Here is a 16,192-nt window from a genome sequence, read left to right as displayed (position 1 = left end):
CGTGCTTAGGCTCCCGCGGCGTGTTCGACGGCGCGGCGCACGGCCTTGTCCGCCTTGTTCAACTTCTTCGTGGTGGTCCGGCGGGCGTCGGCGGCCAGGTGCGAAGCGTTCCGGCGCGCGTCGGCGGCGAGGTGTTCGGCGCGCCATGCCAGGCCGGGCTTGCCTGCGGTGTCCACGGATGCGAGCAGGGCGCCGCCACTCAGGGAGAGGTTCTTGAGCAGCTGGTTCCTGCGGCTTTCGCGCCCTTCCTTGCTGCTGATGTCCGCGCTGCGCCACTCAACGAAGGTGTTCAGGAGGGAAACCACGGTGAGCAGGCCGGCAGACAGCCTGGAAAACTTGCCAAGCCCGAACAGGACGCCGGCGCCCACCTGGGTCCCGCCGATGACACGGGCCAGGGTCTTCTCATTCGTCTGGAAAGGAAGCGATGCCGCAGCCTTGCGCAGCAGGGGGGAGAGCTGCTGTGCGGTGTCGTCGGAATTCTTGAGCTTATCCAGTCCGGCAAGAATGAAACTGGAGGCGAGCATGGGCCTGGCGAGCGTGCGGACAAAGGACATGGATTTCCTCCTGGATGGACGAGCCGCGGCGAGCGGCGGAGTCGGTCCTAGTCTTGCACTTTTAGGGAATATTTGCCCGCGGGAGGCGGTTATGGCTGTCGGGTCCGCGAGAAGGGGCCCGGCGATCATTCACCCGATACAGAGCGGAGTTGGGCCTTGCGGAAGGTGTTGGACGGAACCAGGCCGGCGGGACCGGTGGCAGTGGACAAGCTGGCCGCCGTGCCGCCGGAGTACGGCATGCCCCCGACCGGGAGCCTGACAGTAGACTTGAAGGCAATGAGCACCCTGGATCCGGCCGTTGCGGCCATGTATGAGGCTTCCGCCGGCGAAGTAAACGGCAGGGCAGGCGCACCCCTGCCCGCGGGACAGGCTGCTGCCGGTTCGTTGGCCCCGGCAGCGGACACTGAGGACAGCGCCCTGGACGTGGCCACCGAGAGCGCGGAGCAACGCCGCCAGCGGTTCGAGCGGGACGCCATGCAGTATGTCGACCAGCTGTACTCCGCGGCGATGCGCATGGCACGGAACCCGTCGGACGCGGAGGACCTGGTCCAGGAGGCCTACACCAAGGCTTTTTCGGCCTTCCACCAGTACAAGCCGGGGACAAACCTCAAAGCGTGGCTCTACCGGATCCTGACCAACACGTACATCAACCTGTACCGCAAGCGGCAGCGGGAGCCGCTGCAGTCCAATTCGGACAGCATCGAGGATTGGCAGTTGGCCCGGGCCGAGTCGCACACGTCGAGCGGACTGCGGTCGGCGGAGGCAGAAGCCCTTGACCACCTTCCGGATTCCGACGTCAAGCGGGCGCTCCAGGATATTCCGGAAGAGTTCCGCCTGGCGGTCTACTTCGCGGACGTGGAGGGCTTCGCCTACAAGGAAATCTCAGACATCATGAACACGCCCATCGGCACGGTGATGTCCCGGCTCCACCGCGGCCGGCGTATGTTGCGGGACATGCTCGCGGAATACGCCGCCGAGCGGGGATTCAAAACGGCCGCGGATGCGTCGGATGCGGCAGGAAGCAAAGCACAGGAGAACAGGAAATGAGCGACTGCCAGGGATTGGGCGACTGCGACGATACCCGGATGCAACGCATCTACGAGTACCTTGACGGGGCACTGACCCGCGAGGACATTACCGAAATCAAGAACCACCTTGATGACTGCCCCGAATGCACGGAGCAATATGACTTGGAATGCGTCATCCGCAACATGGTCAAACGCTCCTGCACGGAGTCTGCGCCGGACAACCTGAAGAACGCGATCCTGGACCGGATCCACGCGATCCGTCCCGTGGAGGCGTAGGCACAGGCCGCTCGTGCGACCCCTCGGGGCCACAGACAGCAAAGGACCCCGCAAGCCGATTGGCGTGCGGGGTCCTTCGCTTGAACCGTAGTCCCTGGCATTTGCCTAGGTGTTGGGGCGCTTCCCGTGGTTCGCGCCGCCACGCTTACGGTCACGACGCTTGCGTGCACGCTTGCTCATAGCTGGCCTCCTTACTGTTGGTACTCAAAAGAGCTGCCCTCCAGTCTCCCACATGATCCGGCGCCCCGCGAACCGGAAACGGCGGATGACCTGCGGCGGGGCTGCCTGGGCGGGATGCTACGGCCGGAGCGTACTGCGGATGGTGGCACGGGCCTGGTCCAGGGCTGTCCTGACGGTCTCCAGCAGCATGGGACTGATGGGCTGGTGCATGGCCTGGCGCCGCAGATCGGCGCGAAGCTCGTCGCGGAAATCCTGCAGCAACAGCTCCGCGTCCTTGAGCGCCTGGCCTCTTCGCTGTTGCGGCTGGCTGCTTCCCGGCAGGGCGGTGCCCGGCGCAGCCGCGGCGCGGGCAGCCTCCGCTGCTGCAGCAAGGTCGCTGCGGAGACCCCGCATGCTGTTGCGGATGTCCTCCCTGAGGGTGCCCGAAAGCCGCTGGACAGATGCTGCGATGTCATGCTCAACGCCTGCCAGATCCTCCCGGCGGCGGTTCAGTTCAGCAAGGCCGGCGGCGGTGATGCGGTAGTTGGTCCGGCGTCCCGCCGGTTCGGTAGCCACCAGGCCGTCCTCTTCGAGCTTGCCCAGGCGCGGGTAGATGGTTCCGGCGCTCGGCGAATAGGTCCCGCCGAACCGGTCCTTGAGCGCCTTGATGAGCTCGTAACCGTGCTTGGGGCCGCTTTCCAGCAGGGAAAGGAGATAGAGCCGCAGCGCACCGTGTGCGAAGACGGGAGGCATCAGCGTGCCGCTTCCCCATGGGAGTCTACGGCTGCAGGAGCATGGAAGATGGAGGTTTTGCCGGACACCGAGTTGGCCCGGACAAGCATCAATTGTCCATCAGGGCCTGCGATAGTCTCCACTTTGCCGTTGGTGAGGAGGCATTGCCTGCCATCCAGGATCACCGCTCCGCCCGCGGACTTGGCCACGATGTCAACGCCCACGTCCGCTGGCAGGCTGATGGTGAGGTCTCCCGACACGGAGTTGGAGCCAAAATCCTGCGTGTAATCGAACAGGTCGAAGCTGAGGTGCCCGCTGACCGTATTGGTGCGCACATGGGTGAAGTGGCCGGAAGCCGTGACCTCCCCGGAGATGCTTTTGGCGGTGAGGACGCCCCTGTGGTTCCTGACAGCAACTCTGCCGCTGACCGTATTGACCTGCAGTTCACCGGCGGTGCTGTCCGCCGTGACGGAACCCGACACGGTGTTGAGCCGCACGTGGGCGGAGATGCCCGAAACGAGGCCGTCGCCGCTCACAGTGCCCGCTTCCACCCCGACTCCACGGGGAACAGCGACAGTGATGACGGCGGAATTGTCGCTGTTGTGATTAACGGTTTCCATGAGGTTCTTGAACCAGCCCTGGGCGCCGTGCAGTTGGTGCCGGACTTCCAGCCTGCCGGTGTTCAGGGACACTGCCACGGGGTCCCCAAGCACCTCGGAGAACTCCAGCCGCACCACGGGTTCGTCGTGCTCGATGATGTGGAACGTGCCCCTGACCATGCCCAGCTTCACGGACGTCACGGCGTCGACGTCGATCGTTTGCGCGCTTGCGACAGTCCAGTGTTCTCCGGTCATGATCCCTCCAAAAGACGATATATCGCGTGTGCTCCCCAAAGTATCGCTGCCGGGTGGCAGGGGTCAAGATATATCGCGTGAAGGGGCTACTGGGGAGCGTCCATGCCCAGCCACTGGAACCAGCCGCGGTGCAGCACCAGCCAAGCCATGAGGCCGTAGCCTGCCTGGCCGGGAGTTCCCCCGTTCGCGGCAAGGTCCTGGCGCCACTGTTCGTGGTTGAGCAGGGGAGAGAAGGTGTCGACGTAGAGGTGCTTGCGCCGGGTGGTCACATCCGCGAAGGCAGTGTTCAGTTCGTCCAGCCGGCGGTTCTGGGCCGGGTCAAGCGTGGGGGGTGGCCCCACGACGAACACCTCGATCCGGTTTTGGGAAGCTGAGTCCAGGATGTTGGCCAGGTTCAGCCGGCTCCTTGCGGTGGACAGGCCGAACTCGATGTCACGCCCCGAGAGTCCGATGACCAGCCGGTTCTCTGCCTGGGGGCTGAAGCGCCTGCCGGCCTCATCCAGCCAGCGCGCAGCCAAACCTTCGGTACCTTCCTGCGGGCAGGGGAGGGCATAGCTTTCCAGCAGCATGCCATCCTGGGGAGTGCGGGCCAGCACGCGGCCCAGCCAGCCCAGCGCCCGGGGGTCGCCCAGTCCGGCCAGCAGTTCATCTCCTACAGCCGCGATCCGCAGCTTCCTGTCTTCCACGCGTTCCTCTTTACTTCGGTACGGGTTTACTTCGGTACGGCCGCTGCCATCGTTGCCGCCGCGGCTGCGGAGGCTAGGGGAGGCGCTGTCCATCCATTAAACAGAACTGCCCGGCCGGAGTCTGGTATTTCGACTCCGGCCGGGCAGCCTTACTGCTTACTTCCGTGCAAATGCCTGCTTCAGGAGGACATCCTGTTCCGCGGCGTGCCGCTTCATGGAACCGGCCGCCGTGGAGGCCGATGCCGGCCGGGACACCAGGCGGACCCGGCGGTCAAGGGCCTCCGGGAGGTGCAGGCCGATGAACGGCCAGGGCCCCTGGTTGGCAGGCTCGTCCTGGGCCCAGACCACGTCGGCGTTGGGGTACTTGGCAAGCTCCGCTTCGATCTCCGCATGCGGCAGCGGGTAGAGCTGCTCCACGCGGATGATCGCTGTGGTCTTGTCGCCGGTCTTCTGCCGGGTGGACAGGAGATCGTAGTACAGGCGGCCGGAGACCAGGAGCACGCGCTCGACGGCGGTGGCCGGCAGCTGCTCGTGGTCACCGATGACAGGGCGGAAGGTGCCGTTGGTGAAGTCCTCGACGGACGACGCGGCTGCCTTCAGGCGCAGGAGCTGCTTGGGCGTGAAGATGATCAGCGGCTTTCGCGGGCGGCTGTACGCCTGGCGGCGCAACAGGTGGAAATGCGAGGCTGCCGTGGTGGGGTTGGCCACGATCATGTTGTCCTCTGCACACAGCTGCAGGAACCGCTCGATCCTCGCGGAGGAGTGGTCCGGGCCCTGTCCCTCGTAACCGTGCGGGAGCATCAGGACCAGGGAGGAGCGCTGGCCCCACTTCTGCTCCGCGGACGAAATGAACTCGTCGATGATGGTCTGCGCACCGTTGACGAAGTCACCGAACTGGGCTTCCCACAGGACCAGGGCGTCCGGGCGTTCCACGGAGTAGCCGTACTCGAAGCCCATGGCGGCGTATTCGGACAGCAGCGAGTCGTAGATCCACAGCTTGGCCTGGTCATCCGAAAGGTTGCCCAGGGGCAGCCATTCCTTGCCGTTGGCACGGTCGTGGAAGACCGCGTGGCGCTGCACGAAGGTGCCACGGCGCGAGTCCTGGCCGGCAAGGCGCACGGGGACGCCTTCCATGATCAGGGAGCCGAAGGCCGCGATCTCGCCGAAGCCCCAGTCGATGCCGCCTTCGCGGGACATCTGCTCGCGCTTTTCAAGCAGCTGCTTCAGCTTGGGGTGGACCGTGAAGCCGTCGGGGATCTCGACGTGCGCCTTGCCGATCCGGGCCAGGGTCTCGGCACTGATGGCCGTGGAAGCCGGTGCGCTGACGCTGGAATCGGACTGCTGGGCCTTGGGCCGTTCGATGTCGGAGACGGCTGCTGAATCAGCGGTCACGATCGGAATAGGCGAGGTCTGGGCGGCGTGCGTCTCGGCGAAGACCCGCTCCAGCCGTTCCTGGTAGTCGCGGAGCAGCTGCTCGGCTTCTTCCTCGGTGATGTCGCCGCGGCCGATGAGGGACTCGGTGTACAGCTTGCGGACGGACCGCTTGGCTTCGATCAGGTTGTACATCAGCGGCTGGGTCATCGAGGGGTCGTCGCCCTCGTTGTGGCCCCGGCGGCGGTAGCACACCATGTCGATGACGACGTCCTTGTGGAAGCGCTGCCGGAATTCGTAGGCGAGCTGGCCGATGCGGACAACAGCCTCCGGGTCGTCACCGTTCACGTGGAACACCGGCGCCTGGATCATCTTGGCAACGTCCGTGGAGTACGTGGACGACCGCGACGAGGACGGGGCGGTGGTGAACCCCACCTGGTTGTTGACCACGATGTGGATGGTTCCACCCGTGCGGTAGCCCCGGAGCTGGGACAGGTTGAGCGTTTCAGCCACAACGCCCTGGCCCGCGAAGGCGGCGTCGCCGTGGACCATGATGGGCAGGACGGGGAACGATTCGCCCTGGTCCAGCCGGTCCTGCTTGGCCCGGACGATGCCTTCGAGGACGGAGTCCACGGCTTCCAGGTGCGACGGGTTCGCAGCGAGGTAGACCTTGGTCTCCTTGCCGTTGTCCGAGGTGAAGGTGCCTTCGGTGCCCAGGTGGTACTTGACGTCGCCGGAACCCTGCACGGAGCGCGGATCCTGGGTTCCCTCGAATTCGCGGAACACCTGGGCGTAGGTCTTGCCGGCGATGTTCGTCAGGACGTTGAGGCGGCCGCGGTGGGCCATCCCGATGGCGACCTCGTCCAGGCCGTCGTCCGCGGCATCGGACATGATGGCGTCCAGCAGCGGGATCAGGGACTCGCCGCCTTCCAGGGAGAAGCGCTTCTGGCCCACGAACTTGGTCTGCAGGAAGGTCTCGAAGGCCTCGGCTGCGTTCAGCTTGGAGACGATCCGCAGCTGTTCCTCGCGGCTGGGCTTGGAGTAGGCGTGCTCCAGCTGGTCCTGGAACCACTTACGCTCGGCAGGCTCCTGGATGTGCATGTACTCGATGCCCGTGGTGCGGCAGTAGGCATCGCGCAGGACGCCCAGGATGTCGCGGAACTTCAGCATCGGCTTGCCGCCGAACCCGCCGGTGGGCCATTCGCGGTCCAGGTCCCAGAGGGTCAGACCATAGGTGAGGACGTCCAGGTCCGGGTGCTTGCGCTGGACGTATTCCAGCGGATCGGTGTCCGCCATGAGGTGGCCGCGCACGCGGAAGGAGTGGATCAGCTGCTGGATCCGGGCCACCTTGTTGATCTCGTCGGCCGGATCAACCTGCAGGTCGGGGCTCCAGCGGACGGGCTCGTACGGAATGCGCAGGGCTTCGAAGATCTCGTCGTAGAAATTCTGCGCGCCAAGCAGCAGCTGGTGCACCAGCTTCAGGAATTCGCCGCTGCCGGCACCCTGGATGACGCGGTGGTCGTACGTCGAGGTGAGGGTCAGGACCTTGCTGATGGCGTTCTGGGCGATGATCTTTTCGCTGGCGCCCTGGAACTCTGCGGGGTAGTCAAGGGCGCCGACGCCGATGATGGCCGCCTGGCCCTTGGAGAGGCGCGGTACCGAGTGCACGGTGCCGATGCCGCCGGGGTTGGTCAGGGACACTGTGGTGCCCTGGTGGTCTTCGGCGGTGAGCTTGCCGTTGCGGGCCCGCTTGATCAGGTCCTCGTAGGTGTGCCAGAACTCGGCAAAGTTGAGGGTCTCCGCCTTCTTGATGTTCGGGACCATGAGCAGGCGGGTGCCGTCGGGCTTGGGCATGTCGATGGCGATGCCGAAGTTGACGTGCGCCGGCTGGACCGCAACAGGCTTGCCGTCCACCTCGTCGTAGTACACGTTCATGGACGGGAACTGGGAGAGAGCGCGGATCACGGCGTAGCCGATGAGGTGCGTGAAGGAAACCTTGCCGCCGCGCGCGCGGGCCAGGTTTGAGTTGATGACCACGCGGTTGTCGATGAGCAGCTTGGCCGGAATGGCACGGACGCTGGTGGCGGTGGGCACCTGGAGGCTGGTGACCATATTGGTGGCGATGGCTTTTGCCGGTCCGCGGAGGACGGAGACGACGTCTTCCTCGGGTGCAGTGGGCGCCTTGACGTTCTTGGGCAGCTGGGCCGGGATGGGCTGCGAACCGGTGCCGGCCTCGGTCTTCTTGCCGCCGTCGCGCGCTTCGGTGGCAGGGGCCTTCTTGACGGGTGCAGGGGCTGCGGGTGCGGCCGGGGCAGCGGCTGCCGGTGCAGCGGGGGCAGCGGGGGCAGCAGCCGGCGACGGTGCCGGTGCGGCGGGAGCCTGCTTTACAACGGGAAGTTCCCGCGTGGGTGGGTTGGCGGCATGCGCGGAATTTCCATTGGAAGAAGAACCGTTGCCCGAGTCGAAGGATTCGAACAGGGGCCACCACTTGGCGTCCACGGCGTTCTTGTCCTGCTGGTACTGCTCGTACAGTTCGTCAACGAGCCACTCGTTTCCGCCAAATTCCTCTGGTAGACGGTGGCTTGGCTGCTCTGGCACTTGAAATACGCCTCTTCCATGAGTTTGATTTCTCTTTGGCCCCCCGGTGCTTCAGCACTACGTTCGAACCAGTCTCTGTCCGCTGAACCCGGACCTTTGCAAGTCTAGTGAGCATCCTGTGTTAACTGCCAATAAGGGTGACTCAAATCATGAAGTGACGAACCATCGCCTGAATATGGCGGCCGCCGGGGCCTGGGGACCCACCGCGCAGGCGGCCCGCCGGAAGGCAAACGGGCTGCCTGTGGCCGCCCTCCCGAGCGTCCGGGACAGGGCTGCTCCTGTAGACTGAAATTCTTATGGACAGTAAATCTAGGTGCCGGCCTGGGCGCTGTCAGCGGAGCTCGAAGAGCAGCGCCGCGCAGTCCGCCCCCAGAGCCGGCAAACCCCGACAACGCGCCCATCACCAGCCAACGGCCCAGCTTGCCGCAACCCGCACGGACCAGGCGGTATCCGCCGATCATCCTCCGCCGGGACGAAACAGCTTTTCCACTCCGCCGCTTTTCATGATTGCGGAAAAGTTCGCACGCCAGGCGGGATGCTGAATGGAGTGGCTCCTTCTTGCAGCAGGCTTGCTGCTCATCGCCGGCACAGGTTTCTTCGTGGCCGTCGAGTTCTCCCTCATCGCCCTGGACCAGGCAACAGTCCAGCGCGCCATCGACGACGGCGACACCGGGGCGGTGCCTTTGCTCACCTGCCTCAAGTCACTGTCAACCCAGCTGTCCAGCTGCCAGCTCGGCATCACCTTGACCACTTTGCTCACTGGTTATGTCATGGAACCCTCGGTGGGCCGCCTGCTCAAGGCGCCGCTGGGCGCCGTCGGCCTTCCCGACGTGGCGGTGGAGTCTGTTTCCCTGATCCTGGCGATGGTGGTGGCAACACTGCTGTCCATGCTCCTGGGTGAGTTGGTGCCCAAAAACATGGCCATCGCGCTGGCGTTTCCCGTGGGCCGGGCGCTGGCCGGGCCGCAGCTCGTCTTCACCACCATCTTCAAACCGGCAATCCTGGTCCTCAACGGGTTCTCCAACAAGGTCCTGCACGTTTTCGGGCTGGAAGCCAAGGAGGAGATTTCCGGGGCGCGGACGCCGGCGGAGCTTGCCTCGCTGGTCCGGAGGTCCGCTGCGATGGGAACGCTTGACGCCGGGACCGCCAACTTCATCGCCCGCACCCTCAACTTCTCCACGCGGACAGCGGCCGACGTCATGACGCCCCGCATCCGGCTGGAGACGATCGACGCCGACCAGCCGGTCTCCGACGTCGTGGATGCGGCGCGCAGGACCGGCTACTCCCGCTTCCCTGTCATCGGCGATTCAGCCGATGACATCCGCGGCCTGGTGCACGTTAAAAAGGCCGTTGCCGTTCCGTGGGAACGCCGGCAGAACCTCGAAGCGGGTGCCATCATGACCGAAGTTCTGCGCGTGCCCGAGACCATCCACCTGGATGCCCTCCTGGCCGAGCTCCGCGAGGGAAACCTGCAGCTGGCCGTCGTGCTGGATGAATACGGTGGGACCGCCGGCATCGCCACCCTGGAAGACCTGGTGGAGGAAATTGTCGGCGAGGTGGCGGACGAGCATGACAAGGTCCGTCCGGGACTCCTGCAAAGTGCCTCCGGCGACTGGTATTTCCCGGGTCTGCTCCGGCCCGATGAGTTGTCCGAGCAAATCCCTGGCCTGAGCGTTCCGGACGAAGCAGCCTACGAAACCGTGGGCGGCTACGTCATGAGCAAGCTGGGCAGGATCGCCGCCGTGGGGGACAGGGTGCCGGTAAATGGCGGCACCCTCAGTGTCACCAGGATGGATGGCCGCAGGATCGACCGGATCTGCTTCCACCCCGCGGCGGAACCGGCTGCGCAGGACACCAATCACAGGAGCAAGCCATGAGTGACTGGGCCGGAATAGCGTGGCTGGGTGTCCTCCTGCTGGGCAACGCCTTCTTTGTGGCCGCTGAGTTCGCCATCATGTCCGCGCGCCGAAGCCAGATTGAACCCCTGGCCGACGCCGGTTCAAAGCGCGCGCAGACCACCCTTCGTGCCATGGAAAACGTCTCCCTGATGCTGGCGTGCGCACAGTTGGGCATCACGGTCTGTTCGCTGTTGATCCTGCTGGTGGCGGAGCCGGCAATCCACCACCTGCTCGCGGTCCCCATCGAGACGGTGGGCCTGCCGGCGGAAGTGGCCGACGTGGCAGCCTTCGCTGTGGCCCTGATGCTGGTGACCTTCCTGCACGTGACGTTCGGCGAGATGGTGCCCAAGAACATTTCGGTGTCCGTGGCTGACAAGGCGGCACTGTTCCTGGCCCCGCCGCTGCTGTTCATCTCGCGGCTGGTCCATCCCGTGATCTCCGTCCTCAACTGGTCGGCCAACCACATCCTCAAGCTGATGCGGATCGAGCCCAAGGACGAGGTGACGTCCTCCTTCACCTTGGAAGAGGTGCAGTCGATCGTCCAGGAGTCCACCCGCCACGGGCTGGTGGATGACGACGCCGGGCTCATCACCGGAGCGCTTGAGTTCTCGGAGCACACGGCGGAGGACATCATGGTCCCGCTCGGAAACCTGGTCATGCTGGGGGCATCCACCACGCCCGTGGAGTTCGAGAAAGCCGTCAGCCGTACTGGCTTCTCCCGGTTCCCCATGCTCGACGACGAGGACATGCTCTACGGCTACCTCCATGTAAAGGACGTGCTGTCCATACCGGAGTCCGCTTATGAGCTGCCCATCGCCGAAAGCCGGGTCCGGTCGCTGGCAAACCTGGCGCTGGGTGACGAGATCGAAAAGGCCATGTCCGTCATGCAGCGCACCGGGTCCCACCTTGCGCGCGTGATTGGCCCGGACGGCAATACGCGGGGGGTGCTCTTCCTGGAGGACGTCATCGAACAGCTCGTCGGGGAAATCAGGGACGCAACGCAGGCCACCGGAATCCGCCGGCTGGGCCAGCCGAACGGCAGCTGAGACCCCGGACGCCCCTGCCTCTGCGCAGGGGCGCGCCAGGGATGGGCCTGACGAAGCAGCTCACCCACCTAAATAGGAATCATTCGCATTTAGGTATAGGCTGGGCACTGTTGTCCTCCCCATCCTGTGTGAACTGAGGTTTTCCGTGCGCCGTCCAGCCGCTGCCAGCTCTTTCCTTGCCGCCCTCGCGGGGCTCGGCCTCCTGCTCAGTGCCTGCAGCCCCCAGCCGTCGCAAACCTCGGAGCAGGCGCAGGGGATCAACGTCGTAGCCTCCACAAACGTCTACGGTGACATCGCCCGCACGATCGGCGGGGACAAGGTCAAGGTGACTGCCATCATCAACAGCGCCGGGCAGGATCCGCACTCCTACGAGGCCACAGCCCAGGACCGGCTGGCGGTATCCAAGGCCCGGCTCGTCATCGAGAACGGTGGCGGATACGACGACTTCCTCCACACCCTGGTGGAGAGCAGCAAGCTCGACAGCGCGTCCGTGCTGACTGCCGTCGAAGTTTCCGGCCTTGCCCATCCGGAAGAAACTGCCTCCGCCGGGCCATCGACCACACCGGAGACGACAGACGGGCACGCCGGCCACGACCACGGCGGGCTCAACGAACACGTCTGGTACAGCCTGCCCGCCATGGAGCGGATGGCTGACGGCATAGCGGACAAGCTTGCCGCCCTGGACCCCGGCTCTGCCCCCACGTTCTCCGCAAATGCCCAGTCCTTCAAGTCCTCCCTGTCATCCCTGCACGGCCAGCTGGACGCCATGAGAGCCTCCGGGGGCGGTGGCCGCGTGGCCGTAACGGAGCCCGTGCCCCTGTACATGCTCGAAGATGCCGGACTCACCAATGCGACGCCTGAGCAGTACACCGCGGCCATCGAAGAGGGCACTGACGTTCCACCCGCCGTCCTGAAGGAGGCCACGGACCTGGTCGGGTCCAAAGCCGTCCGCCTGCTCGCCTACAACGCCCAGACAGAGGGTCCCCAGACCGAAGCGCTGAAGAAGGCGGCTGAGAGCGCCGGAGTGCCCGTGGTGGACTTCACCGAGACCCTGCCCGAAGGCAAGACCTACCTGCAGTGGATGACGGACAATGTGAACAACATCAGCAAGGTTCTGGAGACAAACAGGTGAAATCCGTCGTTAGCCTCAACGGGGCGTGCCTCAGGTTCGGCCAGCGCACGCTCTGGGAGGGCCTTGACCTGGACATCAGGCCCGGCGAGTTCTTTGCCGTGCTGGGTCCCAACGGCAGTGGCAAGACCAGCTTCCTGAAAGTGCTGCTGGGCCTGCAGAAGCTGGAGGCGGGAGAAGCCTCCATTGGCGGACGGCCCGTGGAACGCGGCAGCAGCCTGATCGGCTACATCCCCCAGCAGAAATCCTTTGCGCCGGATACCCCCATGCGGGCCCGCGACCTGGTGGGACTTGGAGTGGACGGCCACCGCTGGGGAATCCGGCTCTCGCCGGCCAGGACAAACCGGAAGGTGGACCAGCTCCTGGAGCTGGTTGGTGCCTCCGATTACGCCAACGTCCCGGTTGGGCAGCTCTCCGGCGGCGAGCAGCAGCGGCTGCGGGTGGCACAGGCCCTGGCGACTGATCCGCAGGTCCTGCTCTGTGACGAACCGCTGTTGTCGCTGGATTTGCACCACCAGCAGGCAGTGAGCGCCCTGATCAGCAAGCAAAGCCGTGAGCACAACAGTGCCGTCGTCTTTGTGACCCATGAGATCAATCCGATCATCGAGTACGTGGACCGTGTCCTCTACCTGGCCGGGGGACGTTTCCGGGTCGGGGCACCGGACGAGGTCATGACCACCGAAGTGCTGTCCGACCTATACGGCAGCCATGTGGAGGTGATCCGCGCCAATGGCCGGCTCGTGGTGGTCGGCCTGCCCGACGCCACCACGCACCATCACACCGTGGCGGACACGATGGCAGGGGAGGTGGCGTAATGGACGCGGACAGCATCCTGGGTGCCATTTTCAATTTCGACAACTACGGCGAACTGCTGGTCCTGGTCCAGAACTCCATCTGGGCCGGCGCTATCCTGGGGCTCCTCGGCGGCCTGGTGGGCACTTTCGTCATGAAGCGCGACCTTGCCTTCGCTGTGCACGGCATTTCCGAGCTGTCGTTTGCAGGGGCCGCTTTTGCGCTGCTGGTCGGGACGGATGTGGTCTTCGGCTCGCTGGTTGGATCGGTGGCGGCCGCACTGCTGCTGGGCCTGATGGGGGTGCGCGCACGGGACAAGAACTCGATTATCGGGGTCATCATGCCGTTCGGGCTGGGACTCGGCATCCTGTTCCTGTCGCTCTACCAAGGCCGCGCCGCGAACAAGTTCGGGCTGCTGACCGGGCAGATCGTTTCCGTGGACACGGTCCAGCTCCAGGCACTGGCCGGGACTGCCGTCGTCGTGATGCTCGTGCTGCTGGCCGTCTGGCGGCCGCTCAACTTCGCCAGCGTCGACCCCGAACTCGCCGAGGCGCGGGGAGTACCTGTCCGCAGCCTGGGCATCGTGTTCATGATTGTCCTGGGGGTCAGCGTGGCCCTGTCCATCCAGGTGGTGGGCGCCCTGCTGGTCCTTGCCCTGCTCATCACTCCTGCGGCCGCGGCGCTGCGGGTTACCTCCTCGCCGGTGGCGGCGGTGGTCCTCAGCGTGGTCTTCGCCGTGACGGCCACGGTGGGCGGAATCCTGCTGGCCCTGGGCGGGCGGATCCCCATCAGTCCCTATGTCACCACGTTGTCGTTCCTGATCTACGTGGTGTGCCGTACCATCGGCTCGGTACGGGAGGCCCGTGGCCTCAACGGGCGGGTCCTTACAGCTTCCCGGCAGCCTTAAGGGCCGTGCAGTCCGGGCACAGCCCGAAAATTTCCACCGTGTGGTCCACTTCCGTGAACCCATGCTCCGCGGCCGTGCGCACGGCCCACGTCTCCACGGCAGGGGCTTCCACCTCAACGGCCTTGCCGCAGTTCCGGCACAGCAGGTGGTGGTGGTGGGAGGTCACCGCGCAGCGCCGGTACACCGCCTCGCCGTCGCCGTTGCGGAGCACGTCAACCAGGCCCTCATCGGCCAGCGACTGCAGGATCCGGTAAGCGGTGGCAAGCGAAACGGATACGCCCTGGTTCTGCAGGATCCGGTAGAGCTCCTGTGTGCTGACGAAGTCGTCCAGGCGGTCCAGGGCAGCGCTGACGGCTTTGCGCTGCTTGGTAACGCGCTGTTCCTTGCCGCCTCCTGCCGGGGACGGGGCGGCGGAATCAGCCTTGACGCCGATCGGCATGGACGAACTCGCTTCCGTGGGGGGCAAACATCAAGATTACCAGCCGGATCTTCGTGGACAGCGTTCCGGAACGGACCCTAGGCTGGCCGTTATGAAGCTGACCAAATACACCCACGCCTGTGTCCGGCTCGAGAAGGAGGGCGGGGTCCTGGTCCTCGACCCCGGCAACTTTTCCGAATCGGCGGAGGCGCTGTCAGGGGCCCAGGCCGTACTGGTGACGCACGAACACGCAGACCACCTGGACACCAAGGCCGTGGTGGACGCCCTCCACGGGAACCAGCACCTTGAACTCCACGCTCCCGCGGGCGTGGCACAGCAGCTGCGCCAGGATGCTCCCGGTGCCGCGGACCGCATCCACACCGTGGACCCTGGGTCCTCCTTCCAGGCGGCCGGCTTCGACATCCGCAGCTTCGGCGGCCAGCATGCCCTGATCCACCCCCAGATTCCCGTGGTGGCCAACATCGGCTACCTGGTGGACCAGAACGTGTACCACCCGGGAGACTCGTTCATCATCCCGGACGGCATCACGGTCCGGACACTCCTGGTTCCGCTGCACGCCCCGTGGAGCAAGTCCGCCGAGGTGGTGGACTTTGTGATCGGGGTGCGGGCGCCGCGTGCGTTCCAGATACACGACGGGCTGCTCAACGACAACGGCCTGGGCATCGTTGAAGGGCACGTCAAGCGGATTGGGGCCAAGTACGGCACTGAATACCGGCACCTGGCACCGCGCGAGTCGGTGGAGGTCTAGCCGGTCCAATCCCCAGTGTCCAGGAAGCGCGCAATCACCGCTTCGTACGGCGCCGGGTCCAGTCCCTGGCCGGCCAGCCAGTCCTGGTTCCAGTAGTTGCCCGCATAGCGCTCGCCGCCGTCGCACATCAAGGACACGACGCTGCCACGGCGGCCCTCCGCCAGCATGCCGGCAATTGTCTGCCAGACGCCCCACAGGTTGGTGCCGGTGGACGGGCCTGCGTGCAGGCCCGCGAAGGAGTTCAGGTGCCGCATCGCGGCAATGGACGCCGCGTCCGGTACCTGGACCATCCTGTCGATCACCGTGGGAATGAAACTTGGCTCCATCCGCGCCCGGCCAATGCCTTCGATCCGCGAGGGCAGGCCGGTGGGCTGGCCGGCTGATTCCCCCAGCCAGCCGGGGTAGAACGCGGAGTTTTCCGGGTCCACCACCAGCAGCCTGGTGGGATGGCTGTGATACCGCAGGTACCGGCCAATCGTGGCGCTGGTTCCGCCGGTGCCGGCGCCCACCACGATCCAGTCCGGCACCGGGTGCGGCTCCAGTCTGAGCTGGCCGAAGATCGATTCGGCGATGTTGTTGTTGCCCCGCCAGTCCGTGGCCCGCTCAGCAAAGGTGAACTGGTCCATGTAATGCCCGTTGCAGGTGGCAGCGACCTCTTCTGCCGCCGCGTAGACGTCAGAGGCGTTTTCCACCAGCAGGCAGGAGCCGCCGAACTGTTCGATCAGCGCTATCTTCTCCGGACTAGTGGTGCGTGCCATGACGGCGACGAAGGGCAGCCCCAGCAGCTGGGCGAAGTACGCCTCCGAAACTGCCGTGCTTCCGCTGGAGGCCTCGACGATGGTGGTGTCCTCCCGGATCCAGCCGTTCACCAAGCCGAACAGGAACAGCGACCTGGCCAGCCGGTGCTTGAGGCTGCCGGACCGGTGGGTGGACTCGTCCTTGAGGTACAGCTGGATGCCCCAATGCTCCGGCAGG

The 16,192-nt window shown here is 65.3% G+C and carries 16 protein-coding genes; 8 read left to right on the top strand and 8 right to left on the bottom strand.

The genetic code is table 11. The features are described 5' to 3' along the window. Positions 1 to 5: 5 nt before the first annotated feature. Positions 6 to 554 carry a DoxX family protein gene (locus ACTHQS_RS13000; RefSeq protein ID WP_440169484.1) on the bottom strand — a complete coding sequence of 183 codons (549 nt, stop codon included), beginning with the start codon at positions 552 to 554 and terminating at the stop codon, positions 6 to 8. A gap of 237 nt (positions 555 to 791) precedes the next feature. On the opposite strand from ACTHQS_RS13000, the gene ACTHQS_RS12995 reads away from it, so the two are divergent. Both ACTHQS_RS12995 and rsrA read left to right on the top strand, forming a co-directional pair. Next, positions 792 to 1,601 (top strand): sigma-70 family RNA polymerase sigma factor, encoded by an 810-nt coding sequence (locus ACTHQS_RS12995; protein ID WP_440169613.1) that lies wholly within the window; start codon positions 792 to 794, stop codon positions 1,599 to 1,601. Then, complete coding sequence (gene rsrA, locus ACTHQS_RS12990; protein WP_056334975.1) at positions 1,598 to 1,858, top strand: mycothiol system anti-sigma-R factor; 261 nt, start codon at positions 1,598 to 1,600, stop codon at positions 1,856 to 1,858. Before ACTHQS_RS12995 ends, rsrA begins: the two co-directional genes overlap by 4 nt. 105 nt (positions 1,859 to 1,963) lie before the next feature. Here the strand turns inward: rsrA and ACTHQS_RS12985 are convergent, their stop codons facing one another. The 5 genes from ACTHQS_RS12985 to ACTHQS_RS12965 form a co-directional block, all read right to left on the bottom strand. Continuing rightward, on the bottom strand, positions 1,964 to 2,038 hold the full coding sequence (locus tag ACTHQS_RS12985; RefSeq protein ID WP_369299106.1) for a 50S ribosomal protein bL37: 75 nt from the start codon (positions 2,036 to 2,038) through the stop codon (positions 1,964 to 1,966). Positions 2,039 to 2,155: 117 nt separating this feature from the next. Further along, the gene (locus ACTHQS_RS12980; protein WP_440169482.1) at positions 2,156 to 2,770 is read right to left on the bottom strand and encodes a PadR family transcriptional regulator; all 615 of its coding nucleotides are present in this window, start codon (positions 2,768 to 2,770) and stop codon (positions 2,156 to 2,158) included. Then, positions 2,770 to 3,603: a DUF4097 family beta strand repeat-containing protein gene (locus ACTHQS_RS12975; protein WP_440169479.1), complete on the bottom strand. Its 834-nt coding sequence runs from the start codon at positions 3,601 to 3,603 to the stop codon at positions 2,770 to 2,772. Before ACTHQS_RS12975 ends, ACTHQS_RS12980 begins: the two co-directional genes overlap by 1 nt. A gap of 86 nt (positions 3,604 to 3,689) precedes the next feature. Further along, positions 3,690 to 4,289, bottom strand: coding sequence for a GDSL-type esterase/lipase family protein (locus ACTHQS_RS12970; RefSeq protein ID WP_141160025.1), 600 nt, complete (start codon positions 4,287 to 4,289; stop codon positions 3,690 to 3,692). 156 nt (positions 4,290 to 4,445) lie between these two features. Next, on the bottom strand, positions 4,446 to 8,258 hold the full coding sequence (locus ACTHQS_RS12965; RefSeq protein WP_440169477.1) for a multifunctional oxoglutarate decarboxylase/oxoglutarate dehydrogenase thiamine pyrophosphate-binding subunit/dihydrolipoyllysine-residue succinyltransferase subunit: 3,813 nt from the start codon (positions 8,256 to 8,258) through the stop codon (positions 4,446 to 4,448). A 542-nt stretch (positions 8,259 to 8,800) separates the two neighbouring features. Between ACTHQS_RS12965 and ACTHQS_RS12960 the strand changes: the two genes are divergently transcribed. The 5 genes from ACTHQS_RS12960 (at position 8,801) to ACTHQS_RS12940 (ending at position 14,030) form a co-directional block, all read left to right on the top strand. Then, complete coding sequence (locus tag ACTHQS_RS12960) at positions 8,801 to 10,135, top strand: hemolysin family protein (protein WP_440169474.1); 1,335 nt, start codon at positions 8,801 to 8,803, stop codon at positions 10,133 to 10,135. Then, positions 10,132 to 11,202: a hemolysin family protein gene (locus ACTHQS_RS12955; protein ID WP_440169471.1), complete on the top strand. Its 1,071-nt coding sequence runs from the start codon at positions 10,132 to 10,134 to the stop codon at positions 11,200 to 11,202. Before ACTHQS_RS12960 ends, ACTHQS_RS12955 begins: the two co-directional genes overlap by 4 nt. Before the next feature lie 145 nt (positions 11,203 to 11,347). After that, the gene (locus ACTHQS_RS12950) at positions 11,348 to 12,334 is read left to right on the top strand and encodes a metal ABC transporter solute-binding protein, Zn/Mn family (RefSeq protein WP_440169469.1); all 987 of its coding nucleotides are present in this window, start codon (positions 11,348 to 11,350) and stop codon (positions 12,332 to 12,334) included. Beyond that, positions 12,331 to 13,146, top strand: a complete 816-nt coding sequence (locus ACTHQS_RS12945; RefSeq protein ID WP_440169466.1) for a metal ABC transporter ATP-binding protein — start codon at positions 12,331 to 12,333, stop codon at positions 13,144 to 13,146. Before ACTHQS_RS12950 ends, ACTHQS_RS12945 begins: the two co-directional genes overlap by 4 nt. Beyond that, complete coding sequence (locus ACTHQS_RS12940) at positions 13,146 to 14,030, top strand: metal ABC transporter permease (protein ID WP_440169463.1); 885 nt, start codon at positions 13,146 to 13,148, stop codon at positions 14,028 to 14,030. Before ACTHQS_RS12945 ends, ACTHQS_RS12940 begins: the two co-directional genes overlap by 1 nt. On the opposite strand, the gene ACTHQS_RS12935 is transcribed toward ACTHQS_RS12940, so the two are convergent. Continuing rightward, a complete protein-coding gene (locus ACTHQS_RS12935) occupies positions 14,008 to 14,469 on the bottom strand; it encodes a Fur family transcriptional regulator (protein WP_440169610.1) in 462 nt (153 codons plus the stop codon). The two genes, ACTHQS_RS12940 and ACTHQS_RS12935, sit on opposite strands and share 23 nt — an antisense overlap. 91 nt (positions 14,470 to 14,560) lie before the next feature. On the opposite strand from ACTHQS_RS12935, the gene ACTHQS_RS12930 reads away from it, so the two are divergent. Continuing rightward, the gene (locus ACTHQS_RS12930; protein ID WP_440169457.1) at positions 14,561 to 15,217 is read left to right on the top strand and encodes an MBL fold metallo-hydrolase; all 657 of its coding nucleotides are present in this window, start codon (positions 14,561 to 14,563) and stop codon (positions 15,215 to 15,217) included. Here ACTHQS_RS12930 and ACTHQS_RS12925 read toward each other — a convergent pair. Next, on the bottom strand, positions 15,214 to 16,192 hold a 979-nt coding region (locus tag ACTHQS_RS12925; RefSeq protein ID WP_440169455.1), incomplete at its 5' end, for a PLP-dependent cysteine synthase family protein. The genes ACTHQS_RS12930 and ACTHQS_RS12925 overlap by 4 nt on opposite strands.

This window comes from Arthrobacter sp. SAFR-044 (assembly GCF_051965175.1).
Lineage (GTDB): Bacteria > Actinomycetota > Actinomycetes > Actinomycetales > Micrococcaceae > Arthrobacter.
Note: the sequence above shows the minus strand (reverse complement) of the source record. Positions and strands in the feature narration are given on the sequence as shown.